Genomic DNA, 21,903 nt, shown 5'->3' on the forward strand with positions numbered 1-21,903 from the left:
TGCCCACGTGTTACTCACCCGTCCGCCGCTAAATCAGAGAAGCAAGCTTCTCGTCATTCGCTCGACTTGCATGTATTAGGCACGCCGCCAGCGTTCGTCCTGAGCCAGGATCAAACTCTCCATAAAAAGTGTTTGAAAGCTCATTTGCTTTGCTAGCGTTATCTTGCTTGATAACATTTTTTCGATTCAATTGAACCGAATTTATTGTGATTACATCTTGCTTGTTCAGTTTTCAAGGTTCATTTGTACGTCTTGCTGACGACTTTATTACTTTACCACGATAACTTTCAAAAAGCAAGAACTTTTTAATCGCTACTTTTATAAAGTTTTATAAGCCGTCTTAATGACAAGTAATACTATAAACCATAGAACTATTATTCGTCAATAGTTTTTCTAAAATATTTTTTCATTTTCTTTTCATCGATTGTATAGAAGATAATCCCTACCAAAACAATGATGCCACCTATTATCTGTGATGAATGTAAATATTCACTGAAAATAAAGTATGCCAATATAGAAGCTCCTACTGGTTCAAATAAAATAGCAATTGAAATCGCATTTGCAGAAACATATTTTAATGCCCAGTTAAATAGATTATGCCCTAACAAATTGGGAACAATAGCTAATAGAAGAAACCACAGCCAGTCCATTGCCGGATAAGGGCCAAAACTTTCCCCTTTCCCTAACATATAAATGGCTAACACAACGGTACTAATCGCATAGACATTGATCGTATACGTAGTAGATGAAATGTTTTGACGCACACTTTGCCCGCATAACATATAGAAAGAAATGAGGGCACATGCAAGCAATGCTAAAAGATCGCCAAATAATGCTGTGCCACCTAGTTGCACATCTCCCCAAGCAAGCAACACACTACCAAAAATGGCGATACATGCGGCAATAATGGTTTTAGCTGTTATTTTTTCTTTGAATAAAACATAGGTACCAATGATTGCAAATAAGGGCTGCAATGTCACAAGTACAGTTGAGCTTGCAACAGATGTGTAGTTTAAGGATTCAAACCACAAAATGAAATGGAAGGCGAGAAAAATCCCGGATAACGTCATAATCCCCCACTGTTTCCAATTGGTGAGGCGTAGCTCTTGTCGGTGCTTTAGCCAAAATAACGGCAACATTAGTAACACCGAAAAAAACATTCGATAAAAAGCAATGGCTCCTGCTTCTGCACTTGCTAATTTCACAAAAATCGCAGAGGCGGCAACTGATAAAACACCTATAATAATTGCGAAGTATGGATGCATTTTCTTACTCCTTGAAAAATTGGTTAAATACTCCACTTAACTGATGTACAATGAAGCAATAACCTATTTTCTCATTAAACAGATGAACTGACAATATCATTTAAAAGGGGGAAATCCGATGGAGTGGCTGACAGATTATAGTTTATTACGAGAAGCTAGTATAAAGATGCTGATTGCTGCGACATTAAGTTTAATAATCGGTGTGGAACGGGAATTGAAAGGCAAGCCTGTTGGGTTGAAAACTAGTCTTGTTATCGCAACATTTAGCTGTTTATTGACGATCATTTCAATGGAATCGGCGTTACGTGCAACACCCGTTCCAGGTATCAATATTACGATGGACCCGCTTCGCTTAGCGGCACAGATTGTAAGTGGTATCGGTTTCCTTGGTGCTGGGGTTATTTTGCATCGTACAAATGATAGCATTACAGGCCTTACAACAGCAGCAATGATTTGGGGCGCAGCTGGTATTGGAATTGCTGTAGGTGCTGGCTTCTATATTCCTGCTCTTATTGCCGTTTTCATTATTTTACTTGGTGTGGAAGTTGTAGCACCACTCTTCTTTCGTTTAGGGCCCGCTCTATTGCGGCGTAAAGAGGCTTCACTAAAGATTGTTGTGTTACAAATAGAGGATATTGATACCGTGCTTGATTATTTAAAAATAAACCATTTTACCATTGAGCAATTCAATATTAAGGATATCCATGCGGACTTCGTTTTGAAGCATGTTATTCATTTACAGCTATCCTCGTTACCAGAAGAGGATGCACTATCAATGTACCGGAAAATCCGTAAACTTGATTGTGTTGAAACAGTAGAAATTGAACTTCTATCATAGAGGAGGATTTTATAATGGGTGAATTTTTCTCACTTTTAAAGCAAGGTAATAAACCATCGCTTCTAGCAGGTTTTGTTAATTTAATTTTAGGCATTGTTAAAGGAGCAGCTTATTTCTTCACAGGAAATGTAGCAATGTTCGCTGAAATGATGCACTCACTAGGTGACGCCGCCAATCAATTCTTTGTTTTCATTGGCTCCGCCCTCTCAAAAAAAGCGCCAACTCGAAAATTTCCCACTGGCTTTGGTCGGGTTATTAATCTTGTTTGTTTATTTGCTGTTATTATCGTTGGGATTTTAGCATATGAAACAATTTTAGAAGGCTGGCATCATATTTTACATCCGACGACTTCTACAGGTGTTTGGATTGTACTAAGTGTTTTAGCACTAGGTATCCTATTAGAAGGAACGGTATTATTTAAAGCTTGTAAAGAAATTAATCACGAGGCAGGTGTAGAGGCTAAAGGACTTGCAACATTTATATCTGCACTGAAAAATCTCGGACGTGCTAAGCCTGCAACAAAGCTTGTCTTTATGGAAGATACGGTAGCAACGCTCGGGAATGTCTTAGCCTTTATCGCCGTACTCATTGCGCATTACACACCGTTTAATCAGATTGAAGGGATTGTATCAATTATTATCGGCTGTATGATGTTCTTCGTTGTCGGGACAGTCTTTTTGGAAAATGCGCGTGGTGCAATTGGTGAAACAGATGAAGAAATGTTAAATCATATTGCTTATCTTGTATCCGATAATCCACATATAAAAGATATTCGTCGTCTAGAGGTTATTAAAGAAGGTGAATCCTTACATGTTGAATTAATGGCTGAAATCGATCCGACTGTGACAGTGGCTTTTGCCGATGATGTTCGAGACAATTTAATGAAACTGCTATTAGCACAAAAAGGTGTTAGTCGTGCTACAATTTATTTTGACGAAGATGACGGTGTTACAAACTGGAGTCATATCGGTGAACGACCGGAAACGTTAAAAACAGAGAATGCCAATTTATCATCAAAATAGCAATTCTTTTATTGCTACAAAAGAATTGTTCTACGGGACAATTCTTTTTTTATGGAGCGAGGAGCTGACTGGATGCGTACATTAGTAGTTGGAGATATTCACGGAGAACTAGCAATGGTTCAAGCATTAGTAAAAAAAGTAAAGTATGATTCATCGCAGGATGAGCTGATTTTTCTTGGTGATTATATTGACCGAGGTCCTGATTCAAAAGGAGTGATTGCCTTTATGAAGCAATTACAACAAGCAGGTGCTATTTGTCTTTCTGGTAATCATGAGCAAATTATGTATGAGGCCTTTAAAAATCGTTCTACCGAAAGCTGGCTACACTGGCTTCATACAGCTGGTGGTGTCGCAACACTTAAAAGCTACGGTTTTGATACAGAGGATATCGAGCATAGTATGTCACCTGAATCGTTTGTGACAGCTGAAATTGAAGAAGATTTAGAATGGATTCGCTCACTTGAAACGTATGTCGAGCGTGACGACTATATTTTTGTCCATGGCGGCGTCGATCCAGAGGTGCCGCTTAGCATTACGCCAAAACATCGTCTGTTATGGATTCGCCAAGAATTTCACGACAATTATCGAGGCAAAAAAACGGTGGTGTTTGGTCATACGCCTACACCACGTCTTCATAAAGAACGAGGTAATTTCGCCGTCTATTTTGGTGATAACAATATTATTGGCCTTGATGGTGGCGCAGTCTTTGGCGGTGCACTACATTGTCTTGTCTTACCAACTAGAGAAATTGTATCTATTAATGCTAAGGGATAAGTTCGCATTAAAAAAGAGACTGAGACAAAACACATCATGTTCCTTTTTAGCGTTCACAACGAAAAACCGGAACCGCGCCACCGCGCGATTCCGGTTTTTTCTTATGCTCATAGATGTGTCAAAGCCTCTTTTTATTATACCCAGCCACGGAAGCGTGATGCTTCAGCTGTTTTACGTACGCCGACCATATAGGCTGCTAAGCGCATGTCAATTTTTCGTGACATGGCCACATTGTAAATATTATCGAATGCTTCGACCATTTTTTTGTATAGTTTTTCGTTTACTTCTTCTTCTGTCCAGTAGTAGCCTTGATTATTTTGTACCCACTCAAAGTAAGATACCGTTACACCACCAGCAGATGCTAATACGTCTGGCACAAGTAGAACGCCACGTTCTGTCAAGATTTTTGTTGCTTCTGATGTCGTTGGGCCATTTGCCGCTTCGACAACGATATTTGCTTTAATATTATGTGCATTTTCTGCTGTGATTTGATTTTCAATCGCAGCTGGCACTAAAATATCACATTCAAGTTCTAGTAGTTCTTCATTTGTAATCGTATTTTCGAATAGGTTTGTTACCGTACCGAAACTATCACGACGATCAAGTAAGTAATCAATATCTAAGCCTTCTGGATCGTATAATGCACCGTTTGCATCTGAAATGCCGACTACTTTTGCACCTAGATCATTCATAAACTTCGCTAAGAAGCTACCCGCATTCCCGAAACCTTGGATTACAACGCGTGCACCTTTGATTTCTAGGTCACGACGTTTTGCTGCTTGCTCAATGACGATGGTTACACCTTGGGCAGTCGCACGGTCACGGCCTTGCGAGCCACCAAGTACGATTGGCTTCCCTGTAATGAAGCCTGGAGAGTTAAATTCATCCATGCGGCTATATTCATCCATCATCCATGCCATAATTTGTGCATTTGTGAAAACATCTGGCGCTGGAATATCTTTTGTTGGACCAACGATTTGGCTTGTTGCACGAACGTAACCACGGCTTAGGCGCTCAAGCTCGCCCATTGACATTTGACGTGGGTCACAGACAACGCCACCTTTACCACCACCATATGGTAAATCGACAATTCCTGCTTTTAATGTCATCCACATCGATAATGCCTTAACTTCTTCTTCTGTTACATTCGGGTGGAAACGAACGCCACCTTTTGTGGGGCCAACAGCATCATTATGTTGTGCGCGGTAACCTGTAAATACCGTTACAGTACCATCATCCATACGAACAGGAATGCGGACTTGTAGCATGCGTAATGGCTCTTTTAAAAGCTCATACATCGCCTCATCATAACCTAATTTTTGCAATGCTTCTTTAATAATCGTTTGTGTAGATGTAAATAGATTCAGATTTTCTGCCATTATACATTCCTCGCCTCTTTACTAAGTATTAGATTACCAATATCGCCCATATTGTAACACAGAACACTCACTCATGCCGACTATTTCTACTTTTTTCATCTATCTTTTTTAAAACGCTTACAAAACAATTAAAAAAAGAGTTGCCCCATTATGAGACAACTCTTTTTCAATCGAAAAGCTGCTTAGTTTAAACCGGATTCTTCAATCCATTCACCGAGCTTTTCTTTTAATGAATTAAAGCCAACCGAGTCTTTTTCGTCCACTCGGTCTTGTAGTGATTTGCGTGGCAATTGTTCTTTTCGCTTTATCGGTTTTGCCTGTAAAGCGCGCAGTGACAGACTAATTTTTTCGTCATTATCCGCAATATCTAAAATCTTCACGCGAACAATGTCGCCGACGGTTAAATGGTCTGTAATGCTTTTTACAAAGCCGTAAGTAATTTCAGAAATATGAACTAAACCTTGCGTGTTAGCATCTAATGCAACGAAAGCACCATAAGGCTGAATACCAGTGACTTTGCCTGAAACAATATCGCCAACCTTATACTTGTTAGACATCGTCATCCTACTTTCCAAACTGCCCTTGTTCTTTTATATATCCATTGTCATTATAGCATAGACGAATTGGTGCTTCAAAAGTTCTCGATTATTTCTGAAAATATCTTTTTTAAATTTTCAAACATCTTTAAATATACGAAATCACAGCATTTTTGAGATTTGAATCATATAAAAAAGAACTTCTACTATATTAGTAGGAGTCCTTTTTTTATTTACTCTTCAACAAAGCCGCTAATTTTAGCACAATTAATTTGCGGGCGGTATCGATGCATTCTTCAATTGGTAACCACATTTGAGAAGACGTTTCATAAATGCGCTGAATTTGATTTCCTAAAGCAGACGGGTCAAACGTTTCTTGCAAGGCTTCAAACAATTTTACTGCTTGGTCATCCTCTAGCTTTAAAGCATTCCATTGTGCTAACATATGCTCCGCTTCTCGCTGTATGTCTATATTGTCCATTGCTTCCACCTATCTATTTCCATTAATACTCGATATAATAGCATAAAATCAACTAATGCAAAAAGAAATGGGGCTAAAAGCAATGAGTTTATTCGATAAAGTTTACACACGTCAACAAACGGATTCATTAAAATGGGACAAATTAAAGCTCGTCTACGGACGCGATAATGTCGATGGCATCATTCCAATGTGGGTAGCAGATATGGATTTTGCAGCACCAAAAAGCATTACACAAGCGATTCAAAAACGCCTCGATAATCCCGTTTATGGCTATTCATTTGAAGGTGAAGCCTGCACGACTGCCACAACAAATTGGCTGAAGTCGAAGCATGATACAATTATTGATCCGAGCTGGGTATTGTATCACCAAGGGGTTGTTCCTGCGATTGCCTCTGTTGTGGAAGCATTCACAAGTGAAACGGACACTGTATTAATGACGGCACCGATTTACCCACCCTTTTTCAATTCACCAAAGCAATTAGCGCGTGAGGTCGCTTTTTGTCCACTAGATGAATCAAATGGTATCTATACGTTAAATTTCGATAAACTTGAGGCTGCCTTAGCACCTGAACATGTGACACTCTTTATTTTATGCCATCCACATAATCCAATTGGCTTTACATGGGATGAGGCGGCACTTCGTCAAATCGATGCGCTTTGTGCGAAGCATGGCGTACTATTATTATCCGATGAAATCCATAGCGACCTTGTGCTAACGGGTACCCACATACCCCTTCTAAAAATTACGGCGCATCCTGAAAATGTCATTACATTATTTGCGCCAACGAAAACGTTTAATATTGCAGGTATTCATGCAGCGATGATGTTTGTGCCAGACGCGCAAAAACGTCAAACCTTGCAAAAGACAATGCAAAGTCATGCACAAGGTGGCTTAAATATTTTTGCTATTGCCGCAATTGAAGGTGCTTTTAGCAAGGAAGGTGCTAATTGGTTAGCAGAGCTAAAAGATTATTTACGTGCGAATATCCGTTATACAGCTGAACAATTAAATGCAGTTGATGGCTTACGCATCCATGAAAATGATGCGACGTATTTAATGTGGTTAGATTACCGCGCAACAAATTTAGATGAAAAAGATGTCATGAATCGCTTATTAGATGCTGGTGTCGCATTAGATCCCGGCACAAAATACGGTGAATATGGCAAAGGCTTTTTACGCATTAATATCGCATGTCCTAAAGAAACTCTAGAACAAGGCATTTCACGTATTAAGGCTGTCTTTACAGCATAATTAACTAGCTCTTTCTTATTTTTTCTACACTATACATTTTTAAGTACATTAAACTAAAAAAGCACCATCTATAAGGACGTGTATAAAGAATTGGTCTCTTTTATACACGTTTCTTTTTATTTCTCCAAGTATTTTATTGACAAAAATATGATTTTAAATCAACAAAAATACGATAAATGGCATATTTTTATTATTTAAAACTACGTGTATAGTGTTAATTACCGTTTTAATAAAAAGCATTTGCTAAAGAATACACTTGCCATGTGAAATTCAATCTCAAATGCATCTTTTCCCACTGACTTGCCGGTCGGTGGTTTTTTTCGTTCACAGGACGTGAACGGATCGACGTTGCCACAGGACGTGGCGTTCTTAGTCGATCTTCCTTCGTTGGATGGGCATAGTTCGGTGTTGCCGCATGGACGCGGCGTTCTTAACCGAACTTCTTCTTTCAGGACGTGAACGGATCGACGTTGCCACAGGACGTGGCGTTCTTAGTCGATCTTCCTTCGTTGGATGGGCATAGTTCGGTGTTGCCGCATGGACGCGGCGTTCTTAACCGAACTTCTTCTTTCAGGACGTGAACGGATTGACGTTTCCACATAAAAATAATTTTTAATACATTAAAAAAACACCGCATCTCCAAATGGAGATGCGGCGTTTTATTGTAGTGGCAAATTAATCTTCTACAGTGATTGTGTTGATTTTGATATCTTCTTTTGGTTTGTCTTGGAAACCTTTTTCAACTTTAGCCATTGCATCGATAACATCCATGCCTTCGATTACTTGACCGAATACAGTATGTTTACCGTCTAACCAAGGTGTACCACCGTTGTTTTTGTAACCATCGATAAGCTCTTTTGGCCAGTTGCGTACTTCCATTTGTTTAATGAAAGAGTTATCAACTTTTGGTGCTTGTACGATGAAGAATTGAGAACCATTTGTGTTCGGACCTGCATTCGCCATTGAAAGTGCGCCACGCATGTTGAATAATTCTGGATCGAATTCATCTTCGAATGAAGAACCCCAGATTGATTCACCGCCCATACCTGTACCGGTTGGGTCGCCACCTTGAATCATGAATGAATCGATAATACGGTGGAAGATGATGCCATCGTAGTAACCGTTTTTCGCATGTGTTACAAAGTTTTCAACTGTTTTTGGTGCTTTCTCAGGGAATAGCTTGAAAGTGATTGGACCCATTGTTGTGTCCATAACCACTTTAATTTCGTTTTCTTGAACTTCTGGTGTTAATTGTGGATACATCGTATCGCTCCTTATGTCAGAAATATTTTACGCTCATAGTCTAACATACATAGCGGACAATTTCAGTTGTAAGCTACGAATTCATTGGATTTTCGATAAATTTGCATGACAACCAGGAAATTTGTGCTATTCTTTTAATGAGTATTTTAATCTAGTCTAGGGAGGTTTCTCGTGAAAAAAGTATTTGGTTCATTCGTCATTATTGCGAGTATCGCCCTGCTTGTTGTGCTATTCCAAAAAATTGGTCTTGAGCTAAAATCCAGTCGTGCATTTAGTGAGCAGTTTGATAATGCTGTACAGATTACAGACCCTACTACGAATGTAGTTCCAACCATTTTAAAAGACCGAAATGGTACGATTTTTTCTGAAGAATATACGGATTGGCGCGAGCCTGTAAAATTAGCGGATATTCCTGAATTTATGCAAAACCTCTTTATTTATAGTGAGGACGCTAGCTTCTACGACCATATCGGCTTTGATATGGCAGCAATCGCTCGTGCCTTTATGGTGAATAACTCCAGTGGTGCCGCCTCACAAGGTGGTAGTACCATTACGCAGCAGCTTGTGCGTATGCGCTACTTAACACAAGAAAAAACATACGAGCGAAAAATGCTTGAGATTTTTTATGCTTATGAGCTAGAGCGTAAATCATCAAAAGAGGAAATTTTAAATAGCTATTTAAATGAAATGTATTTCTCTAATGGCGTTTACGGTGTATCAGCAGCGGCTTCGTATTATTTTGATAAGCCGCTTAATAAATTATCACGCGCACAAATGGCCTTTCTAGCAGCTATTCCTAATAATCCAAGCCTCTATAATCCGCTAACAAATTTTGATAACACAAAAAAGCGACAAAAACGCTTATTGAATAAAATGGTCGAAAAAAATATCGCCTCGAAGCAACAGGTGGCGATTTGGAAAAAAGAAGATATCCATTTATCAATTAAAAAGAAAAAACAAAATCACCCTGCTTATAGCTCTTATGTGATGAATGAGTTAACATGGCTTGTTGCGGAGCGAGATGGCTATCAAAAACGATTAGATGCCGCTAAAACATCTCAACAGCGAGCACGTATTAATAAAGAATTGAAAAAACATGTTACGAAGCTTCGAAATAAGGGCTTAATTATTGAGACAGCGCTTGATCAAACGAAGCAAGTACGCGATACCGCATCGATTAATAGCCTAATAAATGGCCATAAAGACTTGCAGGCAGCGAGTGTCGTCATTGATAATGCTACACGTGAGGTTGTGAGCGTCTATGGTGGTAAAAACTTTAAGCGCTATGAATTTAACCGTGCCTACCAAGCTGTTCGTCAGCCTGGTTCTGCGATTAAACCTATTTTAGACTATGCACCGTATATCGAAAAATTCCGTGCAACGCCTGATTCAACAGTTAGTGGAGCACCTTTCTGTCATAAAAATTACTGCCCGGAAAATAAAGACGGTGTCACAGTGAGGGATATGTCACTAGAGACAGGTTTTAAATATAGCTATAATACCGTAGCTATTCGCCTCTTTGATAATGTCGGTCTTGCTACGGCATTCCGTGCACTTAATCAATTTGATTTCCGCTCTGTGACAGAATCGGACCGCCGCTATACATCTGCTCTTGGTGGTTTCGAGTATGGTGTCACAACGGCCGAATTAGCCGATGCGTATACAAGCTTTGATAATGGTGAATATTATCGTTCTCATGCCATTCGCAGTGTGAAATCACGTGATGGTCAGACGCTTTACACATGGCCTGAAAAGAAAAAAGAAGTATGGGCTGCATCTACTGCCGAAACAATACGTGCATTAATGCAGGCAACCGTCGCCTCTGGTACAGGTACAGCAATTTCTGTGCCCGGCGCAAGCTATATCGGTGCGAAAACAGGTACGACGAATAACTTTTTCGACCTTTGGACAGCCGGCTTAACAGACCGCTATACATCAGCCGTCTGGATTGGCTATGACACACCGCGCAGTATGCAGGCACTTGAAAACGCCAAGATTCAACAGCATATTTTCTCTTCTATTATGAGACCATAAAAAAGAGGCTTTGACATACGTGTAAAAACAACATCTTCTATGTGCATAAAAAAACCGGAATCGCGCGGTGGTGCGGTTCCGGTTTTTCGTTGCGAATATTAAAAAGGAAAATGACGTGTTTTGTCCCAGTCTCTTTTTTAATTAAATGGTAAGCTCGATACGATGCCGTTGTATAGTTTGAAAATCGCATACGCTAATAATGTTAAAATGACTGCCCACATGACAATCTCAAATAACATCACACCTAGCACTGCACCAAACGAAATGACATCGCTCATTTTGTATGTAACGTATATAAAATAAATAAAGGCACTCGCAATAAAAATAGCGACTAAAATATATACACTCGTCAAGCCAACGACCGATGCCAATGAGCCGAAGAAGAAAATGACACTCCCTCCGCGAACTTTTGTGATGGCACTATCAATCGAGTCTTTTGTGAAAAAAAGCATGCCGACATTATGAATTGTTTCGCCAATTAATTTAAGTGCGGAAAAAACCATAAAATAAAGCGTCGAAAAGACAATTAATAAGAGCATGCGCATTTGCACATCTGATAAAAACTCATGCATGCCCCCGTACACACCGATTTTCCGGAATAATATAATGGCTTCATTCACACTAAATAGCCCAAAAGTTAAGCTAAATAAAATGATCGTAATCAATGGTAAATAACTATATAAATAAGGGTTTTTAATCATATCTAGTCCTCTTTAATTAAATTTCGTAGCAACTGTCCGAGCTGGACCTGCTGCTTTCTTGCATGATGAGGCAATTCTAAATGAACCCATAGCGCTGGCGCGAATAACCGATACAGTGCTGCACGTTGCATAACACGACCTTTTGTATAGCGTTTTAGTAGAGCATCTGCTAATGTACTTGGCTTTGGCATGGCTGCTTGGACAACTAAATCTGCTTCCGGTGCTTTCATGCGCCCATTCGTATACGCAATGGAACCCGTATCCCCAAAGACAAGCTGGCCCTCTTCACTTAAAGTTGAGACCGTTGTTACCGACTGCACATGCTGTGTTGCCGCAAAGGCTAACACATCGACAAGTGCCAAATCACTCGCTAATGCACCTTCCGCTAGCTCAATCGTTTTTCCAATCATTGTTGTAATGACATGCTTATTCGGCAACGTTGCCTTTAAGGTGCCAATCGCAAAAACACCCATTACTTGTGCAGTGACGACCGCTTCTACACTACTAAAAAGCGGCATCGTATCGCCGACTGCAAAAGCCCCGACAACCGCATGCTGTGCCTCAAGTGTCGTATTGACGAGTAAAACGCGCACATCTTCTTCGTAGGCCATGAGCGCCGCGCCAAAACCAAGCGCTTCTAAATCCTGAAGCGTTAACACCTGACACGCTAACTCAGCATCATGACAATACGCAATAATACGCTCCTCTATATGCGCTGCTGTTAGCACATTGACTGGTTCGTCTTCATAAGCACGCCATACAGCTAATTGCTCACTTTCGCGATGTGCGTCTGTTAGCTCAAGTCGTTCGTCTGTAATAAAAATTAGCTCATCTATCGATACATCGGCTTCATTTGACGAAGTTTGATAGCCATAGGGTGTATAACTGCCATAACGAATAGCGGATAGTATATGACTTGCTACCATTTGTTTTGAAAATTGCGGCATAAAAAACGTTTCAAGCATCACATTTGCACGCGACCATTTACGTTCGATCATGAGCGCGCCGACCGCCTCAAATATCGTATCGATATCCGCTTCACTTAGCTGCTTGCGGTGATCAAGTCCCACACATAAAATACGCCCTGTCGCTGTTGGAAGAACAGTTAAGGCGCCCTTTTTCAGTTGAATATCTCCTGTCTTCATCCACTCATCCATTGGCACTGACAGTGAGGCTGAAAAGTCAGCCCATCCTGAAACGGTATGCTGATGACGTGAAACGCCGATAATCGTAACGTCCCCCGTCTGTTGTTGTTGCTCAAGTCGATAATTCATTCCATCACCTCATTTTAACGCTTCTAGTATACCATGCCGATAGTCGCATGAATGCAAAAAACGAGACAACAGCCACTAGCCGTCCATCTCGCTTTTTTGTTATTAGAAAAATAATTTATACGCTGTATAACCAAACACATTATCATCCTCAAGCTCGTCGAGTTTAATGGGTTTTGCTTGTAGTTTTAAATCAAGTAGCTCTAGAATCATTAACGATGTGCGATCATCTTGTCCTAATTCCTCAGGTGACATCCAGCGCACTTCGTATAGCTCATCTAGCTGCGCCTTTAAATTTTGCTCTGCGGTATGTGCCGTTAAATAAAATACAGCCAAATTATCGCTAATATCATACTGCAAAACCCCTGTACGAAATCCTAAAAACCCTTGCATCGATGCATGCACATTCGTTTCTTCTTTTAATTCGCGCTGACACGCTTCATCAACCGTTTCGCCCGGTTTTACAAAGCCTGCCGGAAGCGACCATTTGCCATCTAAGCCCCCGTAGCGCTTCATGACAACGAGCCATTCGCCAAGTTCATTTTCCACTAACCCTGCGACTCCAAGCCAAACGCGACTGCGTTCATTATTATCCATTGGCGATCTCCTCCTGACAATTCACTACTTTATTGTACGAAGAAATACGCAAAAAAGAAAATTTTAGCTACTTAAAGATATTAAATTTCCCCTTCTTCGCAATGAGACCTGGTCCCCCTACTAAGAAAAGTGCATGATTATCAATCATTTTCTTTAAAACAGCCGCTTTACGTCCTGTATATTCGCGCTCCTTCACAAGCGCTACGCCATCGCCGCTGCCTAGTGAGCAGACAGAACCTTTTAAATTTGGCATAAACGGCGTCAATGGCTCACCCTCAAGCAGATGCTGCAAATTATTTGCAATCGCTTCGCCTTGTTGCATGGCGATTTGTGCTGTTGGTGGATAAGGCTTTTGATGATAGCGGTCTGTAACAATGGCCGAATCTCCGACAATAAATACTTCTGGGTAATCTGCTACATTTAATGTTGGTAATACTTGCACGCGGCCACCTGTTGACGGAATAGAGGACTGCTCAATTACAGCGGAGCCTTTCACACCTGCCGTCCACACAAGCGTCGATGCCGCAATCGCTTCTTCACCCTGTGGTCCACGCACGGTTACTGCCTTATCGGTTACGCCAATTACAGCCGTTTGTGTTAAAAATTCAACGCCGCGTGCTTCTAGCTGCTGTTTCGCATACAGAGAAAGTGATTCTGAGAAGCCAGGTAAAATGCTCGTATCCGCTTCAGCACAAATGACACGAAGCGCTTCTTGTGGAATATGATAGGCCTGGGCAAGCTTTGGTAATTGATCAACGAGTGAGCCGACAAATTCAATGCCCGTAAAGCCTGCTCCACCTACAACAATGGTCGCATATTCAGGGCTTTGCTCTTTTTCATACATTGCAAATTGTGCATTAATATGCGTCCAAATTTTTGATGCAGATAAGGCATTTGAAATCGACTGGGCATGCTCTTTAATCCCCGGAATACCGTAATCCTGTACTTCAAATCCTAAACCAACAACTAAGTAATCATAATCAAATACACCATTCGTTGTGAGGACTTGCTTGCTATCCACATCTAATGCTTCCACCGTTGCTTGTACAAAAGTCGCTGAATCTTTTAAAAGTGGCTCGATTTCATAGCACACATCATTCGCTGAAATCACGCCAGCTGCTGCTTCATGTAACCACGTCGTTTCATAGTGATAATCATTTTTATTAATTAATGTAATCGACACATTGTCTGCATTCACTTTACGCTGCAATGTCACAGCCGTTGCTAGACCACCATAGCCTGCGCCAACAACGACAATCTTCGTTTTTTTCATCACATGAACCCACCTTTAAAAAGTATTTACTATTACCATACCATGAACAATTGCCAAATGCCCAAAAAAAGGGAATAAAAAAAGCTTTGCACAGTGCTGCACAAAGCCTTGGATTCATTCTTAGCAGTTTCCTGGTGTACCAGCATTTTTTGCTGTACGGAATGAAGAACCACAGCCACATGCTGCGATTGCATTTGGATTGTCGATTGTAAAACCGCCGCCCATTAGCGATTGTTTAAAGTCGATTACTGTACCGTTTAAAATTGGAATATCTTGTTTTGCGACAACAATATTTAAACCAAACTCTTCGTAAGCCTCATCCTCTGGTGATACTTCTGTATCAAAGCCCATTGCATACGTTAAACCACTGCAACCGCCGCCTTTTACGGAAACGCGTAAAAATGCGTTTTCTTCTTCGTTGTTTTCCATCATTTCGTTAATATGGAAAACAGCTGCTTCTGTAATGTCTACTACGTGTTTTGTCATATTTACACCTGCTTTCTCTATAGTATTATCATATCAATTTTCCTAGCAGTCGTAAAATAGTTGAACTCATTTCTTTTTTTTACTTTAATGATATAATAGACCTATAACCAAACATAAGAAATGAGGCCTAAAAATGGACCTATCCCCCTATTATACAAAGCAGGTTGATTGCATTCATTGTAAAAAGAAATTTAATACGACAAAGATTCGCATGAAAATGCTGAAAATTGCGTCAACAGATGCCGATTTTCGTCCAGTTTATGAAAATGATGTACATGGTTATTTTTATAATGCTTATGTATGCGAGCATTGCGGCTTTGCATTTACAGATGATTTTAGCACCTATTTTATGCCCGGCACTTCTGAAGTATTACAACAGCAAATTAGCAATAAATGGGTCCATCATGATTTTTCTGGTGAACGTTCTCCGCAGCAAGCACTACAAGCCTATCAGCTCGCGCTCGTTTCAGGGCAAATTAAAAAGGAAAAACATATCACACTCGCAGGACTTGCCCTTCGCTGTGCATGGATTTATCGCTCACTCAAACAGCATGATGCGGAGCTACGCTTTATCCGCATTGCGCGCGACCAATACATAGAAGCGTTTTCTACAGGTGATTATGTCAATAGCGGCATGTCTGAGGTACGCGTCGCATATTTAGCGGCTGAATTATCACGTCGCCTTGATGAACGAGAAAAAGCGATTCGCTATTTCTCGATTGTCATCGAACAACAGCGTACATCCAATGAAATAAAAATTATTGATATGGCAAAAGACGCCTGGAACGATATGCGTCAAGTGCAATAAAAAAGAGGAAGTATTCGTAAATTACGAATACTTCCTCCTTCATATATCGTCATTCATTGTGTATTAGAATACTTGCTCTACTTCAACTACGCCTGGTACTTCTTCTAAAAGTGCGCGTTCAATACCTGCTTTTAGTGTAATTGTAGAACTTGGGCAGCTACCGCATGCACCTAGTAAGCGTAATTTTACAACACCATCTTCTACATCTACTAATTCACAGTCGCCGCCGTCGCGTAATAGGAAGGGACGTAATTTATCTAGAACTTCTTGTACTTGATCTAACATTCGTATCGACTCCTCTCTCTAAAATCATTATAATGTCTATAAGCCAAAAAATCCATTAAAGAAACACGGGGGTTAAAGAAATGACGAATGAACCAATTAAAATTGAGATTTTTGGAGCAGACGTTCAATGCGCTAGTTGTGTGAATGCACCTTCTTCAAAAGATACCTATGAATGGTTACAAGCAGCAATTGATCGTAAATATCCCGGACAAGCCTACGATATCAATTACATTGATATCGAACAACCAATTGAGAATGAACGCCATAAAGACTGGGCTACACGCGTTCAAGAAGATGAGTTTTTCTATCCACTTATTTTAATTAACGATGAAGTAGTTGGAGAAGGCTATATTCAATTAAAACCAATTTACAAAGAGCTTGAAAAATTAGGGTTCCACGCTTAGGAGATTTAGAACTACCACAGTATTGACTGTGGTAGTTTTTTATTTTAAAAGAAAAAGTAAACAGCAAGCAGAAAAAAAGGACATAAAATAAGAAAATTAGCAACAAAACTATTTCGTTTTAAATATTTTAATGTTAAAATTCATTAAACGAAGAAGTAAAGGGTTGAATAAAGCACGTCCTCTCTCCTTTTATTTTGTCGACACTATTGTTTATAGGGGGCATTCATTATGTCTAGTCAGAAAAAATCATTTCACTATGCTTGGATTATTTTAATCGGCATTAGCCTTATTCTTGGGCTAGCAAAAGGCGCCATCACAAATGGCTCTAGCTTATTTTTAACACCTGTTTCAACAGAGCTAGGAATTGGTATGGGAAATTTAACGCTTTATTTAAGTATTGGGGCGATTATGACGCTTGTTGTTTTACCGTTTGCTGGGAAGCTATTTGAAAAATACGATGTGCGCTTACTACTAACAATCGCCATCATTTTACAAGGTGGTTCGTTTGCGGCATTTGGCTTAATGAACTCTGTATGGGGCTGGTATATTATTGCGGTGCCAATGGCATTTGGTACCGTCCCTATCACATTATTAGCGGGACCGATTTTAATTGCACGTTGGTTTAAAACGCGTGGTGGTCTAGCTCTTGGTATCATGGGTGCTGTTGCAGGACTATTAAATGTCTTTATTCAACCGGTTGTTGGCAATATGATTGAATGGATTGGCTGGCGCTCCACATATATTTCAGTCGGCTTAGGGATTATCGTTTTAACAGTTCCTGTTGCGCTATTCTTCTTGCGCTCTCGTCCACAGGACAAAAATTTACAACCACTTGGTGCTGAACAGCAAGATGGCCAAGCAGCGGATGATTCGATTGTCGGCATGGCATTTGACTATGCAAAGAAAACGAAGGCATTCTTACTACTTGCGTCATTCTTCTTTATCATTACAGCGGTTGCGAGCTTTGCCGTTCACATTCCAACGTATTTAGCGAAAAATGGCTATGAAGTCACTTTTGCTGGTACAGCGATGAGTATGGTCGCTGTTGGTTCCCTACTAGGTGCCTTAACATTTGGTATTTTAATTGACCGTATTGGCGCGAAAACAACGGCGCTTGGTGCAATGGTAATGGGCATTATTGCGATTTTATTATTTATGCTATTCCCAACGACAACACCGCTTATCCTAGTCGGTGGCGTATTCTTTGGCTTCATTTCCGCTTCGATTACGACACTTGCACCTGCCTTAACGACGGCATTATTTGGTACACGTGATTATAGCCGCATTTATTCAAGTGTTTCTGTTGGTTTAGCCGTTGCATCTATCGTTGCACTGCCTGGATACGGCTATGTACTTGATTTCACTGGTAGCTACACACCAGCGATGATTGCCGTCATTGTATTACTTGTTATGAATATGCTGTTTATTGTCCTTGCGTTCCGCGATAAAGACGTCCTTGTAAAACAAGGTACTTGGGATCGCCCAGCACCTGTAGAGCCACTAAAAGAAACAATTCAAACAGAATTAAACTAAAGAAAGACACTAGGACAGAACACGTCACTTTTATTTTTTAGCGTTCACAACGAAAAACCGGAACCGCGCCATAGCGCGATTCCGGTTTTTCTTATGCTCATAGGAGCGGTTGCTTTTACATGTATGTTAAAGCCTTTTTTTATTGCAACACAATACGGATTAGCCGTTTTGGTTTTTGTACATCCATAGTAAACCAGATTTCATCATACGTGCTACGCGACCTGTTACCGTTGCATCGCCTAAGTTTACGAAACCTTGTTTTTTACCTAATGCACCCATGAAGCCTTTTAGTTTGATTGGTGAAAGTTCTGCTGGTAGCGTTTCACCTTTCCAACGTTTTTGAAGAACGATCGCAATGCGGTCACCTTGTTCTTCGGCTAATTGAGCACTTGGTCCACCTACTGAAGAATGGGCACAGTCGCCAACAACGAATACGTGCTCATCTACTGGTAAATGATAATGTGGTGTAATTTTAATGCGACCACGTTCCATTTCAACGCCATCAACTTCGCGAGCTACTGATACTGGACGAATCCCTGCTGTCCAGACAATTAGGTCCGCTTCGATGCGGTCTTCATGGTTGTAAAGTGCACCTTGCTCTACTTTTGTAATATCCGATTCTGCTACGACATCTACATCATTTTTATCAAACCATTTTTGTACGTAGCGGCTAAGACGTTCTGGGAAGTCTTTTAAAATACGTGCGCCTCGGTCGAATAATTTAATTTTTAAATCTGAACGGCTTTCGCGTAATTCAGAAGCTAATTCAATACCTGATAAACCAGCACCTACTACAGCAACCGTTGCTCCTGCTGGTAATGCACTAATTTTATCGTAAGCGATACGTGATTTTGCCATTGTTTGAATTGAGTAGGTGAACTCTTCTGCACCTGGTACGTTGTGGTAGTTATCTTCACACCCTAAGCCAATGACAAGATCATCATAGTTTAGTTCTTGACCATCTGCGAAAACAACAGCATTGTTTACGCGGTCAATTTTTGTCACTTCACCGTAGACAACTTTTAAGCGTTCGTGGTCAGGGAATTGTACACGAATATGACTTTCTGGTGTTGTACCTGCGGCAAGTGCATAAAATTCTGTTTTTAAACTGTGGTATGGGGCGCGGTCTACTAATGTAATCTGAACGTCTTGGGGAAGGTTGTTCGGAAGTAGGCGTAATAATACGCGCATATTACCGTAACCGCCGCCTAATAATACTAAGTTTTTCATCAGGGATTCTCCTTTTTTATGTGACAATTTAGTTACAAGCTTTTTCTATCCTTTACGAGTATAAATGATTGTGATACTTTTCACAATATCTTTGTGATAACTTTCACAATTTAATTTTGTTTCGTTGACGCCGCGCATAAATCTATAGTAGGATTCACTATTAGAGGTGACAAACTTGAATCCATTAGTAGAATTTTGTGTAAGTAATCTAGCAATGGGTGCGCAATCCGTCTATGAAGCACTCGAAAAAGATCCAAATGTAGAAGTACTAGAGTATGGCTGCCTTAGCTTTTGTACCCGTTGCTCAGAGTCATTATATGCAGTGGTCGAAGGTGATGTTGTAGAAGGCGCCACACCAGAAGAATTACTGAAAAATATTTATACCGCTATCAATAATAATCCGATGTTTTCGGCGTCTGAATTTTAATAAAAAACGGGTACATGCTATGACACATGTACCCGTTTTTTTATTGGTTATAGCCAATCTGCTAAAGTTTTTACATAGTACGTTGGCTGTGCGGACTTCGCTTTGACCGTCTCTTGACGTGTCACACCTGTGTCAACATGCACCGTATCGATGCCATACGCAATGCCTACTAAAATATCGGTATCATAATTATCACCAATCATCAGCATATCCTCTTTTTCAAAGCCAAAGCTATCGCGAATGATTTCAAGCATATGTGGTGCTGGCTTGCCGATATAAAGCGGTTCGACACCCGTAACGTTTTGCACAAGTTGAACAAATGAGCCATTTCCTGGTGCAAAGCCTTGCTCTTTTGGCAGTTTAATATCGCCATTTGTCGCAATATGCTTCGCCCCATGTTGAATGTCATAACACACATCTTCTAGTGCTTCGTATGAAATATTCATTGTGAGTCCCTGTGCAACGATGTCCGGATTTTCCGTCACAACGGGAATGCCCTCTGCGGCAATTGCCTGTTGTAAGCCTTGTTGACCGAGCACTTTTACGCTTTGGCCCCGATAGTGCTTGGCGATATATTTCGCTGTCGCAATCGATGACGTCATAATGCGCGCTTCTGGTACAACAAGGTCCATTGCTGCGAGCTTTTTCTGAATATCTAGTTGCGTATATTTCGCATTGTTTGTGACATAGAATGGTTCGATTCCTTGTGCTTGTAGATGGTGAATAAACGCCACCGCTTCTGGAATCGCCGCTGCACCGCGGTAAACAGTACCATCTAAGTCAAAACAATAGGCTTTATAAGCTTTCATCTAGTCTTCCTCAGGAATAAATGCTGTCACAACCGTACCCATTTCTTTCGCAACAAAGGCTTCAATGGCAGCACGTAGTTTTTTGATTGTTGGTACGACTGCTGTTAGGACACGTAATACTTCAGCATCGTCTACTTCTAAAATATCGCGTACTAATACGCGGCGTAATGTTAAGAGTAATTTTAAATCAGCATCATATTCTGCTGGTACGGCTTTTTCATCTACTAAAATATCAATAATATCTTCGTAACTACCTGGGTCACGCATAATAAAGCCGTCAATCATCGTGTTACCGATGTCAATAATTGCTTCAATATATACGTTGGCGATACGTTCTAAAGCAAGCTTTGAAACCGCATCTTCTAACCAGTTTTCACGCGACTCAAATACCGCAGTGATGTCATCCATATATGCTAAATTTTTTGTGATTTTTTTACTGTCGATAAAATACACAGCAATTCCTCCAATTGAAAAAAGTTGATAGTCTTTCCTTCCCTATAGTACCATATCTTTAACACCGGAAGGAGAATTAAACATGGATAGATTTTTCTTATATGATGACCTTGAAGATACACAAACACGCTTTGTTAGCTTTACAGGTGAAAGTCAGCGCTACGATTTAGCCATCATGCAAAGCACTCGTTTTTACGGTAAAATCATCGTCATGGATATGCAAATGAGTAAGTTTGCGATTATCGGCTCTGACGATTTAGATGAACCTGGATACTTAGAGCACGTTTACAACCGTCCTGCTGACGAGGCGCAGGAGCTACGTGAATACTTACATGAATTAGTGTAAACAAAAAACGGACGTCGCGATTTGCGATGTCCGTTTTTTTGTTGAGCTATAGAAATCAACCCTGTTCAGGCGTTGCTTCCTGTAACTCTTGCACTGGTTCCGTCACTTGTTCTGTAACTTCTTTATCCGGTGCTGGCGGTACAATTTTGCCGATTTTTCGAACGATAAAATAAGCACAACCAAAATTGCAATATTCATATAGGTAATCTTCTAATGTGCTAATCTTCGTATCGAATGTAGCTTTTTGGTTTCGCTCTTCATAGAAACCCTTCAAGCGCAATTGACCGTAGCCCCAATCCCCTACGATATAATCGTATTTTGATAAAATGTCGGCATAGCGACCTTTAAAATCTTCCTCATTAAAGGCGTTGCGATAATCTTGCACGACCTCATATTCATATTGATCCGCAACAATCATTTTTCACCCTCCTAGGTG

At 40.4% G+C, this 21,903-nt stretch carries 25 protein-coding genes and 1 rRNA gene; 10 read left to right on the top strand and 16 right to left on the bottom strand.

The window, feature by feature from the left end:
• Both QI30_RS04850 and QI30_RS04855 read right to left on the bottom strand, forming a co-directional pair.
• Positions 1-126: ribosomal RNA gene (locus QI30_RS04850) — 16S ribosomal RNA — on the bottom strand; the annotation flags it as partial.
• Positions 127-374: 248 nt separating this feature from the next.
• A complete protein-coding gene (locus QI30_RS04855; protein WP_126989813.1) occupies positions 375-1,265 on the bottom strand; it encodes a DMT family transporter in 891 nt (296 codons plus the stop codon).
• Between the two features lie 118 nt (positions 1,266-1,383).
• Here QI30_RS04855 and QI30_RS04860 point away from each other — a divergent pair, with 118 nt between their 5' ends.
• The 3 genes from QI30_RS04860 to QI30_RS04870 all read left to right on the top strand — a co-directional run bounded on the left by QI30_RS04860 (position 1,384) and on the right by QI30_RS04870 (position 3,899).
• Positions 1,384-2,103, top strand: coding sequence for an MgtC/SapB family protein (locus tag QI30_RS04860; RefSeq protein ID WP_126989814.1), 720 nt, complete (start codon positions 1,384-1,386; stop codon positions 2,101-2,103).
• Positions 2,104-2,117: 14 nt separating this feature from the next.
• Complete coding sequence (locus tag QI30_RS04865; RefSeq protein WP_126989815.1) at positions 2,118-3,125, top strand: cation diffusion facilitator family transporter; 1,008 nt, start codon at positions 2,118-2,120, stop codon at positions 3,123-3,125.
• A gap of 72 nt (positions 3,126-3,197) precedes the next feature.
• Complete coding sequence (locus QI30_RS04870) at positions 3,198-3,899, top strand: metallophosphoesterase family protein (RefSeq protein ID WP_126989816.1); 702 nt, start codon at positions 3,198-3,200, stop codon at positions 3,897-3,899.
• A 134-nt stretch (positions 3,900-4,033) separates the two neighbouring features.
• Here QI30_RS04870 and QI30_RS04875 read toward each other — a convergent pair whose 3' ends face one another.
• The 3 genes from QI30_RS04875 to QI30_RS04885 form a co-directional block, all read right to left on the bottom strand.
• Positions 4,034-5,278, bottom strand: coding sequence for a Glu/Leu/Phe/Val family dehydrogenase (locus tag QI30_RS04875; protein ID WP_126989817.1), 1,245 nt, complete (start codon positions 5,276-5,278; stop codon positions 4,034-4,036).
• 182 nt (positions 5,279-5,460) lie between these two features.
• Positions 5,461-5,835, bottom strand: a complete 375-nt coding sequence (gene yugI / locus QI30_RS04880) for a S1 domain-containing post-transcriptional regulator GSP13 (protein WP_126989818.1) — start codon at positions 5,833-5,835, stop codon at positions 5,461-5,463.
• A gap of 208 nt (positions 5,836-6,043) precedes the next feature.
• A complete protein-coding gene (locus tag QI30_RS04885) occupies positions 6,044-6,295 on the bottom strand; it encodes a DUF1871 family protein (RefSeq protein ID WP_126989819.1) in 252 nt (83 codons plus the stop codon).
• An 82-nt stretch (positions 6,296-6,377) separates the two neighbouring features.
• Here QI30_RS04885 and QI30_RS04890 point away from each other — a divergent pair, with 82 nt between their 5' ends.
• Entirely contained in the window at positions 6,378-7,547 is a 1,170-nt protein-coding gene (locus QI30_RS04890) for a MalY/PatB family protein (RefSeq protein ID WP_126989820.1), read from the top strand.
• A 675-nt stretch (positions 7,548-8,222) separates the two neighbouring features.
• Here the strand turns inward: QI30_RS04890 and QI30_RS04895 are convergent.
• Positions 8,223-8,810, bottom strand: a complete 588-nt coding sequence (locus QI30_RS04895) for a peptidylprolyl isomerase (protein WP_126989821.1) — start codon at positions 8,808-8,810, stop codon at positions 8,223-8,225.
• 171 nt (positions 8,811-8,981) lie between these two features.
• Here QI30_RS04895 and QI30_RS04900 point away from each other — a divergent pair, with 171 nt between their 5' ends.
• Complete coding sequence (locus QI30_RS04900) at positions 8,982-10,844, top strand: transglycosylase domain-containing protein (protein ID WP_126989822.1); 1,863 nt, start codon at positions 8,982-8,984, stop codon at positions 10,842-10,844.
• 137 nt (positions 10,845-10,981) lie between these two features.
• On the opposite strand, the gene QI30_RS04905 is transcribed toward QI30_RS04900, so the two are convergent.
• From QI30_RS04905 to QI30_RS04925, 5 genes are all read right to left on the bottom strand, one after another.
• Positions 10,982-11,545, bottom strand: coding sequence for a DUF5366 family protein (locus tag QI30_RS04905; protein ID WP_233600520.1), 564 nt, complete (start codon positions 11,543-11,545; stop codon positions 10,982-10,984).
• 2 nt (positions 11,546-11,547) lie between these two features.
• Positions 11,548-12,819 carry a hypothetical protein gene (locus tag QI30_RS04910; RefSeq protein WP_126989823.1) on the bottom strand — a complete coding sequence of 424 codons (1,272 nt, stop codon included), beginning with the start codon at positions 12,817-12,819 and terminating at the stop codon, positions 11,548-11,550.
• Between the two features lie 102 nt (positions 12,820-12,921).
• Complete coding sequence (locus QI30_RS04915) at positions 12,922-13,413, bottom strand: NUDIX domain-containing protein (protein ID WP_126989824.1); 492 nt, start codon at positions 13,411-13,413, stop codon at positions 12,922-12,924.
• A 67-nt stretch (positions 13,414-13,480) separates the two neighbouring features.
• Complete coding sequence (locus tag QI30_RS04920) at positions 13,481-14,686, bottom strand: NAD(P)/FAD-dependent oxidoreductase (protein WP_126989825.1); 1,206 nt, start codon at positions 14,684-14,686, stop codon at positions 13,481-13,483.
• A 120-nt stretch (positions 14,687-14,806) separates the two neighbouring features.
• Entirely contained in the window at positions 14,807-15,172 is a 366-nt protein-coding gene (locus tag QI30_RS04925) for a HesB/IscA family protein (protein WP_126989826.1), read from the bottom strand.
• A gap of 133 nt (positions 15,173-15,305) precedes the next feature.
• Between QI30_RS04925 and QI30_RS04930 the strand changes: the two genes are divergently transcribed.
• Positions 15,306-15,980 (top strand): DUF2225 domain-containing protein, encoded by a 675-nt coding sequence (locus QI30_RS04930; protein WP_126989827.1) that lies wholly within the window; start codon positions 15,306-15,308, stop codon positions 15,978-15,980.
• 63 nt (positions 15,981-16,043) lie between these two features.
• Here QI30_RS04930 and QI30_RS04935 read toward each other — a convergent pair whose 3' ends face one another.
• Positions 16,044-16,265, bottom strand: a complete 222-nt coding sequence (locus QI30_RS04935; RefSeq protein ID WP_126989828.1) for a NifU family protein — start codon at positions 16,263-16,265, stop codon at positions 16,044-16,046.
• Positions 16,266-16,345: 80 nt separating this feature from the next.
• On the opposite strand from QI30_RS04935, the gene QI30_RS04940 reads away from it, so the two are divergent.
• Together QI30_RS04940 and QI30_RS04945 are read left to right on the top strand one after the other, a co-directional pair.
• Positions 16,346-16,669 carry a YuzD family protein gene (locus QI30_RS04940; protein WP_126989829.1) on the top strand — a complete coding sequence of 108 codons (324 nt, stop codon included), beginning with the start codon at positions 16,346-16,348 and terminating at the stop codon, positions 16,667-16,669.
• 228 nt (positions 16,670-16,897) lie between these two features.
• Positions 16,898-18,202 carry an MFS transporter gene (locus tag QI30_RS04945; RefSeq protein ID WP_126989830.1) on the top strand — a complete coding sequence of 435 codons (1,305 nt, stop codon included), beginning with the start codon at positions 16,898-16,900 and terminating at the stop codon, positions 18,200-18,202.
• Between the two features lie 159 nt (positions 18,203-18,361).
• Here QI30_RS04945 and QI30_RS04950 read toward each other — a convergent pair whose 3' ends face one another.
• Positions 18,362-19,432 (bottom strand): NAD(P)/FAD-dependent oxidoreductase, encoded by a 1,071-nt coding sequence (locus QI30_RS04950; protein WP_126989831.1) that lies wholly within the window; start codon positions 19,430-19,432, stop codon positions 18,362-18,364.
• 175 nt (positions 19,433-19,607) lie between these two features.
• Here QI30_RS04950 and QI30_RS04955 point away from each other — a divergent pair, with 175 nt between their 5' ends.
• A complete protein-coding gene (locus QI30_RS04955; RefSeq protein WP_126989832.1) occupies positions 19,608-19,859 on the top strand; it encodes a YuzB family protein in 252 nt (83 codons plus the stop codon).
• Positions 19,860-19,906: 47 nt separating this feature from the next.
• Here the strand turns inward: QI30_RS04955 and QI30_RS04960 are convergent, their stop codons facing one another.
• Both QI30_RS04960 and QI30_RS04965 read right to left on the bottom strand, forming a co-directional pair.
• Positions 19,907-20,668, bottom strand: a complete 762-nt coding sequence (locus QI30_RS04960; protein WP_126989833.1) for a TIGR01457 family HAD-type hydrolase — start codon at positions 20,666-20,668, stop codon at positions 19,907-19,909.
• Entirely contained in the window at positions 20,669-21,121 is a 453-nt protein-coding gene (locus QI30_RS04965) for a DUF86 domain-containing protein (protein WP_126989834.1), read from the bottom strand.
• Positions 21,122-21,203: 82 nt separating this feature from the next.
• Between QI30_RS04965 and QI30_RS04970 the strand changes: the two genes are divergently transcribed.
• Positions 21,204-21,467, top strand: a complete 264-nt coding sequence (locus QI30_RS04970; RefSeq protein ID WP_126989835.1) for a DUF3055 domain-containing protein — start codon at positions 21,204-21,206, stop codon at positions 21,465-21,467.
• Between the two features lie 55 nt (positions 21,468-21,522).
• Here QI30_RS04970 and QI30_RS04975 read toward each other — a convergent pair whose 3' ends face one another.
• Complete coding sequence (locus tag QI30_RS04975; RefSeq protein ID WP_126989836.1) at positions 21,523-21,885, bottom strand: YutD family protein; 363 nt, start codon at positions 21,883-21,885, stop codon at positions 21,523-21,525.
• Between the last annotated feature and the right edge of the window lie 18 nt (positions 21,886-21,903).

Origin of the sequence: Candidatus Kurthia intestinigallinarum (assembly GCF_003991225.1) — a bacterium.
GTDB classification, from domain to species: domain Bacteria; phylum Bacillota; class Bacilli; order Bacillales_A; family Planococcaceae; genus Kurthia; species Kurthia populi.